This is a genomic window from Thermostichus sp. MS-CIW-23, assembly GCF_054059455.1.
The window spans coordinates 122,364-131,752 of record NZ_JBSSCC010000002.1 but is presented as its reverse complement, the minus strand read 5'-3'; the positions used below and the strand labels follow the sequence as shown (position 1 = coordinate 131,752).

Here is a 9,389-nt window from a genome sequence, read left to right as displayed (position 1 = left end):
GAAGTAGGGGATTCTCATGCGGACGAAGGGACTTGAACCCTTACGCCTTGCGGCACTAGATCCTAAGTCTAGCGCGTCTGCCGTTCCGCCACGTCACTCTCACCCATGCTAGCTCGCCCTCTGGGCCAGGGCGACCTGTAGGGCAGCAGTCTCAGCATCATCGTCATCTCGAATCGGAATCCCGCTCCAAGTCGCGAAAAAGAGGTGTGCTCAGGTAGCGTTCCCCAAAACTAGGCTGGATCATTACAATCCGCTTGCCAGCGTTTTCCGGTCGCCGCCCCACCTGGATGGCTCCCGCCAAGGCAGCCCCAGTGGAAATGCCGGAGAGGATCCCTTCTTCTTTGGCCAGGCGCCGGCTGTAGACCATGCTCTCTTCATCTTCCACTGGGATCACCTCATCCAGCAGGTCGCGCCGCAGCACATCAGGCACGAATCCCGCTCCGATCCCTTCAATGCGATGAAAGCCGGGCCGTCCACCACTCAAGACGGCACTGGCCTTGGGTTCAACGGCCACCAGTCGAATGGCTGGGTTTTTCCCCTTCAAAAACTCGCCCGCCCCCGTGATGGTGCCGCCGGTACCTACCCCTGCCACCAGGATATCCACTTGACCATCGGTATCTTCCCAAATTTCCGGGCCGGTGGTTCTGGCATGGATCCGGGGGTTGGCGGGATTGGTGAACTGGCCCAACATGTAAGCGTTGGGAGTGCGGCGGACGATCTCTTCAGCCTTCCAGATGGCTTCCCCCATGCCGCCGGCGCTACTGGCCAGGTGCACCTCTGCTCCGTAGGCTTTCAACAGCAGTCGCCGCTCCAGGCTCATGCTCTCAGGCATGACGATGATGAGCCGGTAACCCTTGGCAGCAGCGGCCATGGCCAGGCCAATGCCGGTATTGCCAGAGGTGGGCTCCACCAAGATGGTCTTGCCGGGGGTGATCAAACCGGCCTGTTCGGCAGCCTCGATCATGCTGACGGCAATGCGGTCTTTCACCGAAGCGGCGGGGTTAAAGCTCTCCAACTTCACCACGATCTCGGCCAGACACCCTTCCGACTGAGGGATCCGATTCAACCGCACCAGCGGGGTGCGACCGATGAGCTGGGTGATGTTGGCGGCGATTTTCATGGCTAACAAAAAGGAAGAAACCATCGCGGCAGTGGGCCCTAGCCCTTAACTCCGGAGCAACCGAGGGCCTTACGCGAGGCTAACCCTTGAATAAGCTCCTTGGCGTGCCCCTTTCAAGATCTCACTGCCCTTGGCCCAGCATTAAGGGGATCCCTGCATTCCTTGAAGTTTTGAGAGCATGACTCTAGTCAATAATAAGCTCAACTATACTGAAAATAATGTATAATATGTTCAGTACGGATTACTACCAGTTGATCTTTCTGTTTACTTTCGAGTCTGCCAACATGGTAGCCAAAGCAAAGCAGAAAATTGGTAGTAAGACGACACGGAAACTGCGCTTTGGGTATTCTACTCAAAGCTTTGCGGGATACCGCCATTCTGTTTGGAAACAAACAGAATGCTATCGCTGCATAGTTGAACAGTGATGTTCAGCAGTGTTCAGCGTAAATGTATCAGGGAGGGCTACAAAACCCCTCCTGAAAATGAATTAGAGTGAGATCACACCGGAAGGACGAGTCCATTATGCACCTGAGTGACATCACTCATCCCAACCAGCTCCGAAACCTGAACCTGAGCCAGTTGCGCAGCCTAGCCCGCCAGATTCGCGACAAACATCTGCAGACGGCTGCCAATTCCCCGGTCGGCTGTCATCTGGGGCCAGGGCTGGGGGTGGTGGAGCTGACCTTGGCCCTCTACAAGACCCTCGATCTGGATCGAGACAAGGTGATCTGGGATGTGGGGCACCAGGCTTATGCCCACAAAATGCTCACCGGCAGGTACCACAATTTCCACACATTGCGCCAGAAGGGGGGGATTTCCGGCTACCTGAAGCGCAGCGAGAGCCGCTTCGATCACTTTGGGGCGGGGCACGCTTCCACCAGCATCTCGGCAGCTTTGGGCATGGCCATCGCTCGGGATCGGCGGGGAGACAACTTCAAGGTGGTGGCCATCATTGGGGATGGTGCCCTGACCGGAGGCATGGCCTATGAAGCCATCAACCACGCCGGGCACCTGCCCAAGACCAACCTAATGGTGGTGCTCAACGACAACGGCATGTCTATTTCCCCCAATGTGGGGGCGATCCCTCGCTATTTAAACCGCCTGCGCCTCAGCCCGCCGGTGCAGTTTTTGGCCGACAGCCTAGAAGAGCAACTGAAGAACCTGCCCCTACTGGGATCCAGCCTCAGCCCGGAAATTGACCGCCTCAAGGAAACGGTGAAGCTGGTTACCGCTGTGCAAAACAACAAAGCCGGCATTATCTTTGAGGAGCTGGGCTTTACCTACGTGGGGCCGGTGGACGGGCACAACCTGGCGGAGTTGTTGGATGCCTTTGAGTTGGCCCACGGCATCTCCGGCCCGGTACTGGTGCATGTGGCCACCGTCAAAGGCAAGGGCTACCCGCCTGCCGAAGCGGAACAGGTGGGGTATCATGCCCAATCCCGCTTCGACCTGGCCACCGGCAAGCCCTACCCGCCCACCAAGCCCAAGCCCCCCAGCTACAGCAAGGTCTTTGGCCATGCCCTCTGCAAGCTGGCCGAGCGGGATCCCCGCATCATCGGCATCACCGCCGCTATGGATACGGGCACTGGCCTGGATAAGCTCAAGGAAAAGCTGCCGGATCAGTTTGTGGATGTGGGGATCGCCGAGCAGCACGCTGTAACGTTGGCGGCTGGCATGGCCTGTGAGGGAATGCGGCCAGTGGTGGCCATTTATTCCACCTTCTTGCAGCGGGCCTACGACCAGATCATCCACGATGTCTGTATCCAAAAGTTGCCGGTCTTCTTTTGCTTGGATCGGGCGGGAGTTGTAGGAGCCGATGGCCCCACCCACCAAGGCATGTACGACATCGCCTATCTGCGCTGCATTCCGGAAATGGTGCTAATGGCTCCCAAAGATGAAGCGGAGCTACAGCGCATGGTGGTGACCGGGATCCAGTACACCCAGGGCCCCATCGCCATGCGTTACCCGCGCGGATCGGGTGTAGGAGTGCCTCTGGCAGAAGAGGGGTGGGAACCCCTGCCCATCGGCAAAGCCGAGGTGCTGCGCAGCGGCGGCGAGGTGCTGATCCTGGCCTATGGGTCGATGGTGCATCCCAGCCTGCAGGCGGCGGAGATCTTGAAAGAACACGGCATCTCAGCCACGGTGGTCAATGCCCGCTTCGCCAAGCCTCTGGATACTGAGCTGATCCTGCCTTTGGCCGAACAGAGCCGCTTGGTGGTGACGGTGGAAGAAGGTTGCCTCATGGGTGGGTTTGGCTCGGCAGTGGCCGAAGCCCTGCTCGACGCCGACCTGGCAGTGCCCTTGTTGCGCTTGGGGGTGCCGGATGTGTGGGTGGAGCACGCCACCCCCGAGGAATCCTTGGCAGAACTAGGCTTGAACAGTGCCGGGATTGCCGAGCGGATTCGGGCCAAGTTTCAGGCACGAGTTCTCAAGGGATCCCCTGCAGAACTTCCCACTGTCAATTCCTGAGCCTATTCCGAAAGGCCCATCCGCCGGTTGAACTGCTCGATGGCGGCTTGCTGCAGAGCTTCTGCAACAGGTCTGGTACGCAGGAGGATCTGCACATCCCGCAGCAGGTTTTCCCGCCACAGATTCTCCCGCAACACCTGCAGGCGGGCGTAGTTGGGATCCAAGCGCATGGCCTTTGCCCCCAGTTCCTCAGCCCGTTCGGTTTCTCCCCGAATGTAGAGGGCAGTCGCCAGGGCCAAATAGGGCTCTGCTACGGCATTGTTCATCTCTATCGTGCGTTCCCAGCGATCGATGGCGGCGTCCAGATCCCCCTGCTCATAGTCCACCAAGCCCATGTTGTTCATGGCCGGCCAGTAGGCGGAATCCAACTCCAAGGTCTTCTCATATTCCTGCCGGGCCGCATCCCACCGATCCAGCATGAGGTAGGCATTGCCCAGTTGGAAGCGAGCGTTGGGGTTATCCGGTTGCAGGGCCACAGCTCGTTCCAGGGTTTCAGCAGCGGCAAAGTAGCTGCCCTGCCGCAAATAAGCCGATCCCAGCGAGTAGAGAACAGCCCCATCTTGAGGAGACAGGGCGCGGGCCTTCTGCAACGAGGCAATCGCCTGCTCCAAGTCCCCCAGTTCTAGGTGGACGTTGCCCAAAACATAGAGCAGCTCTGAGGAGTTGGGCACCATGGCCACGGCCAGTTGCAGGCGGCGCAGCGCTTCTTCCGTTTGACCAAACTGGGCCAGCCGCAGCGAGTCGGTGGCCAGTTGTAGCGCTTGGGCCTGCATCAAGCCCCCATTGGGCAGAGGGACGTGCAGCAACACCTGGGCCTGGGCAGAGCTCCACCCTCCCATCCCCAACACAACTGCCAGGCCCACCGACAAGGCTCGCCAGGGCCGGACGGATAACCGGAACAACAGTGGCGGCATGATACCCACGCAATAAACAGGCCATGCCCATGTTAGCTGCAACAGCCGGGGATCCCTACGTCTTGGTGTTCTCTTCTGCAGCGGCCATTTGAAAGGGCTCTTGAGCTGCTCATGCTCTTCTGCCTGTTGCTGAGGGTGCCCCGGCTTACACAGAGGTGGATAGACCATGGTTTACCAGCCGAGAGCAGCCAAATCAGAGGCGCCGCCACCGCCGCCCCGATTGGGTGAGCAGATCTTCGGCAGCCTTTGGCCCCCAAGTGCCGGCCTCATAGGTGAACAGAGGCGGTGCAGCACCGCCGCCATTGCCGCTGCCGGGCTCAGACTCCCAGGCCGATAACACCGGCGTCACCACCCGCCAGGCCGCTTCAACCTCATCGGCACGGGTAAACAGCGTTGGATCTCCCAACAGACAATCCAGGAGCAGGCGATCATAAGCATCCGGTGTACTCGCTCCAAAAGCCGTCCCATAGCGGAAATCCATATCCACCGAGCGAGTGCGGATCTCTGGCCCCGGCATCTTGGCCTCAAAGCGCAACGAGATACCCTCATTGGGTTGGATACGCAGCACCAGGATATTGGGGCTCACCTCCCGAGCCGCCGATTGGAACAGGGAAAGGGGCACCTGCTTAAAGTGAATGGCCACCTCCGAAACCTTCTTGGGCAGGCGTTTCCCAGTGCGCAGGTAAAAGGGCACTCCCTTCCACCGCCAGGTGTCACATTCCAGTTTCAGGGCTACGTAGGTGGGGGTTTTGGACTGGGGATTGACATTGGGCTCCTGCCGATAGCCCAGCACCGGCTTGCCGGCAATCCAGCCAGGGCCGTACTGCGCCCGCACCGCTGCGGCTGCCACATTGCGGGGATCCGCTAGGCGGGTGGCCTGCAGCACCTTGGTCTTTTCGTTGCGCACCCCATCGCTGCGCAGTGAGACAGGTGGCTCCATGGCCGTCAGGCAATAGATCTGCATTAGGTGGTTTTGCACCATGTCTCGCAGGGCGCCGGCAGTGTCGTAGTAGCCGGCCCGATCCTCCACCCCCACCGTCTCCGCCACGGTGATCTGCACATGGTCGATGTAGTTGCGGTTCCAGAGAGGCTCGAAAATGGCGTTGGCAAAGCGGAAGACCAGCAGGTTTTGCACCGTCTCTTTGCCCAAGTAGTGATCAATGCGGTAGATCTGCTCTTCCTGGCAAATTCGCTGCACAAGGCGGTTGAGTTCCTGGGCCGAGGTGAGGTCGTGGCCAAAGGGCTTTTCGATCACCACCCGCGTTTTGGTCGGATCGGCCACCATGCCAGCTGCCCCCAACTGTTGGATGGCCTGAGCATAAAAGTCCGGCGCCACCGCCAGATAGAACACCCGGTGGCCACGGGTGCCCCGCTCCTCATCCAACTGGCTGAGCAGTTGCTTCAGGCGAAGATAGCCTTCTGGATCCCCGATATCCAGGCGGCAATAGAACAGGCGGCTGGCGAAGTCCTGCCAGAGGGCCTCCGGCCCCAAGTCCTGGGGGGCAAACTCCTGCACGGCAGCCCGCATCTTTTCCCGATAAACCTCGTGAGTCCAATCGCGGCGGGCCACCCCCACCAAAGTAAACTCCGGCGGCAGCCGCCGCTGCCCAAACAGCCGGTAGTAGGCCGGGAGCAGCTTGCGGGCGGCCAGATCCCCAGAAGCCCCAAACTGCACCAAAATACAGGGATCCGGAGTGCGCTCTTGGTTGAGACCAACGCGGAGGGGGTTTTCAGCCAGGGTCACCATAGAGTCGGCTCAGCTTGGGTGGATAGGGTTGGGGAAAAGAGTGGCTAGGGGGTCAGAGAACCTTCCAGGCAGCGCAGCACTTCGGCCACATTCTCACGGCTGCCGATGATGAGGGGCACCCGTTGGTGGAGGGATTGGGGAACGATATCCAGGATGGCCTCGGTGCCGGTGGTGGCTGCCCCGCCCGCCTGCTCGGCCAGAAAAGCCAGGGGGTTGGCCTCGTACATCAGGCGCAGCTTGCCCTCCGGTTTTTTCTGGGTGCCGGGATAGAGGTAAACTCCGCCCTGCAGGAGAATGCGGTGAAAATCCGCCACCAGAGCGCCGCTGTAACGGGAGATGTAGCCATCGCGGCGGTGAACATACCGGACATAGTTCTGGATCCCTTCGCTCCACTGGCAAAAATAGCCCTCGTTGAGACTGTAGACGGAGCCGCGTTCAGGAATGCGGATGTCGCTGCGGGAGAGGATAAATTCCCCCAAGCTGGGATCCAACGTAAAACCGTGTACCCCCTTGCCGACGGAATAGACCAATTGGGTGCTGGGGCCGTAGAGAATATATCCCGCAGCCAGTTGGCGACGGCCCGGTTGCAGCAGGTCTTGGTTGTCCGCTTCCGGGCGATCCTCAAGAGGGTGAAGGACGGAGAAGATGGAGCCGACGCTGAGGTTGGCGTCAATGTTGGAGGATCCATCCAGGGGATCGATCATCAGGGCCAGGCGGCTGAGGGAGCAGTTTTCCGGCAGGCGAGCCGGGGTTTTCATCTCTTCCGAGACCAGCCGACACACCAGGCCCGTTTGCTCCAAAGCGCGAATGAAGGCCCGGTTGGCGTAGTCGTCCATCTGTTGCTGTTCTTCCCCTTGGACATTGACGCTGCCGGTAACCCCCAGCGCCCCTTCGATCAGTCCTGCCTGACTCAGCCGCCGGGCGATCATCTTGCCGGCCAGGGCAATGCGGTTCATCAGGGCGCTGAAGTCTTGGGCCTCTGCCGTAAAGCTGCCAAACTGCTGCAAAACATGACGGGAGAGGGTGAGCACATCCCGCGACATCTCCCGTGAGGACTCCGTCCCGCTAACGCGGTCGGCACTGCTGGGCACTACCGGCGGGGAGGGAGGAGAGCTGAGAACCATACGAGGCTTCGCCAACACGAAGGGGAAACACCAACACCCAGGATCCCTGGCCCCCATGTCTTGACTCGGTCTCGCTAACGCGATTGGAACCTGGGATCCCTTCTATTAGGTAGGCTGGCCGATCCTCGGCGCAGGTGCAGACAACTTACAGAGTTGCTTCAGATTTGGTCGGATCCCTCTTTCCGGGAAAGCTCATGTTCCCCCGAAGAAACGCGGTAGGATGAGTTCTACCCCTTTTCTCCTCTCCCTACTTCGTCCCGGTTTCCTCTTGCAATGATGGCCAATTCCCCTTTCCCGCTGCGCAGCCAAGTGGTTACCCAGGGAGTACAGCGCTCCCCCAACCGCGCCATGCTCAGAGCCGTGGGCTTTCGCGACGAAGATTTCGGCAAGCCCATCGTCGGCATTGCCAACGCCCACAGCACCCTCACCCCCTGCAACATCGGGATCCAAACTCTGGCGGAGCGGGCGGAGGCGGCTTTGAGAACGGCGGGCTGTATGCCCCAGGTGTTCGGCACCATCACCATTAGCGACGGCATCTCGATGGGCACGGAGGGGATGAAATACTCGCTGGTGTCGCGGGAAGTGATTGCCGATTCCATCGAGACGGTGGTCAACGGCCAGAGCATGGATGGCCTCTTGGCCATCGGCGGCTGCGACAAGAACATGCCGGGGGCGATGATTGCCATGGCCCGCCTCAATGTGCCCTCGATCTTCGTCTACGGCGGCACCATCAAGCCGGGTCACTACAATGGCCGCGACCTCACCATCGTGAGCGCTTTTGAAGCCGTAGGGGAGTTCAGCGCCGGGCGCATCTCCGAGGAAGAGCTGCTGGCGGTGGAGCGCCACGCCTGTCCTGGTGCGGGATCCTGCGGCGGCATGTACACGGCCAACACCATGTCCAGCGCGTTTGAGGCCATGGGGATGAGCCTGCCCTACTCCTCCACCATGGCTGCAGAAGACGAGGAAAAAGCCGAAAGTGCCGCCCAATCGGCCAAGGTCTTGGCAGAGGCCATCAAAGCCAACATCCGCCCCCGCGACATCATCACCCGTAAAAGCATTGAAAATGCCATCTCGGTGATCATGGCCGTAGGGGGATCCACCAACGCCGTGCTCCACTTTCTGGCCATTGCCCATGCGGCAGAAGTGCCCCTGACGCTAGATGATTTCGAGACCATTCGTGCTCGCGTGCCTATCCTCTGCGATCTCAAGCCTTCAGGGCGGTTTGTGGCCACCGACCTGCACCGAGCCGGCGGGATCCCCCAGGTGATGAAAATGCTGCTCAACCACGGCCTGCTGCACGGGGACTGCCTCACCATCTCCGGCCAGACCATCGTCGAAGTCCTGCGGGATGTGCCGGACGAGCCTAGCCCGGATCAGGAGGTGATCCGCCCTTGGCACAGCCCCCTGTATCCCCAAGGGCATCTGGCCATCCTCAAGGGGAATCTGGCTCCCGAAGGAGCAGTAGCCAAGATTACCGGCGTCAAGAACCCGAAAATTACCGGGCCGGCGCGGGTCTTCGATTCAGAGGAGTCCTGCCTGCAGGCCATCCTCTCCGGCCAGATCCGAGCAGGGGATGTGGTGGTGATCCGCTACGAAGGCCCCAAAGGTGGCCCCGGCATGCGGGAGATGCTCTCGCCCACTTCGGCCATCATCGGCGCCGGCTTGGGGGATAGCGTTGGCCTGATCACCGATGGCCGCTTCTCCGGCGGCACCTACGGCATGGTAGTGGGCCATGTGGCTCCCGAAGCCTATGTGGGGGGCACGATTGCCCTGGTGGAGGAAGGGGATCTCATCACCATTGATGCCCCGGCTCGCCAGTTGCACTTGCATGTGAGCGAAGAAGAGCTGGCCCGCCGCCGCGCCCGCTGGTCTCCTCCTGAGCCTCGCTACAAACGGGGCACCCTAGCCAAGTACGCCAAGCTGGTCTCCAGCAGCAGCTTGGGAGCAGTGACGGATTTGAACCTGTGGGATTAATTTCCCTCACCCCCGGCTCGTCTCCCAGAGGGAGAATTGGT

Annotated in this window: 6 protein-coding genes; 2 read left to right on the top strand and 4 right to left on the bottom strand. The window is 60.3% G+C overall.

What is annotated here, in order from left to right; translation table 11 throughout:
- Window positions 1–163: 163 nt before the first annotated feature.
- Window positions 164–1,120 carry a cysteine synthase A gene (gene cysK, locus ACVW0B_RS01750; RefSeq protein ID WP_011433569.1) on the bottom strand — a complete coding sequence of 319 codons (957 nt, stop codon included), beginning with the start codon at window positions 1,118–1,120 and terminating at the stop codon, window positions 164–166.
- 522 nt (window positions 1,121–1,642) lie between these two features.
- Here cysK and dxs point away from each other — a divergent pair.
- Entirely contained in the window at window positions 1,643–3,589 is a 1,947-nt protein-coding gene (gene dxs, locus ACVW0B_RS01745; RefSeq protein ID WP_011433570.1) for a 1-deoxy-D-xylulose-5-phosphate synthase, read from the top strand.
- A 2-nt stretch (window positions 3,590–3,591) separates the two neighbouring features.
- Here the strand turns inward: dxs and ACVW0B_RS01740 are convergent, their stop codons facing one another.
- The 3 genes from ACVW0B_RS01740 to fbp form a co-directional block, all read right to left on the bottom strand.
- Window positions 3,592–4,503: a tetratricopeptide repeat protein gene (locus ACVW0B_RS01740; protein ID WP_457384962.1), complete on the bottom strand. Its 912-nt coding sequence runs from the start codon at window positions 4,501–4,503 to the stop codon at window positions 3,592–3,594.
- A gap of 193 nt (window positions 4,504–4,696) precedes the next feature.
- Window positions 4,697–6,250, bottom strand: coding sequence for a glucose-6-phosphate dehydrogenase (zwf, locus tag ACVW0B_RS01735; RefSeq protein WP_457490794.1), 1,554 nt, complete (start codon window positions 6,248–6,250; stop codon window positions 4,697–4,699).
- Between the two features lie 44 nt (window positions 6,251–6,294).
- Window positions 6,295–7,293, bottom strand: coding sequence for a class 1 fructose-bisphosphatase (gene fbp, locus ACVW0B_RS01730; RefSeq protein ID WP_457490799.1), 999 nt, complete (start codon window positions 7,291–7,293; stop codon window positions 6,295–6,297).
- A 357-nt stretch (window positions 7,294–7,650) separates the two neighbouring features.
- Here fbp and ilvD point away from each other — a divergent pair, with 357 nt between their 5' ends.
- Entirely contained in the window at window positions 7,651–9,348 is a 1,698-nt protein-coding gene (gene ilvD / locus ACVW0B_RS01725; RefSeq protein ID WP_457490798.1) for a dihydroxy-acid dehydratase, read from the top strand.
- Window positions 9,349–9,389 lie beyond the last annotated feature (41 nt).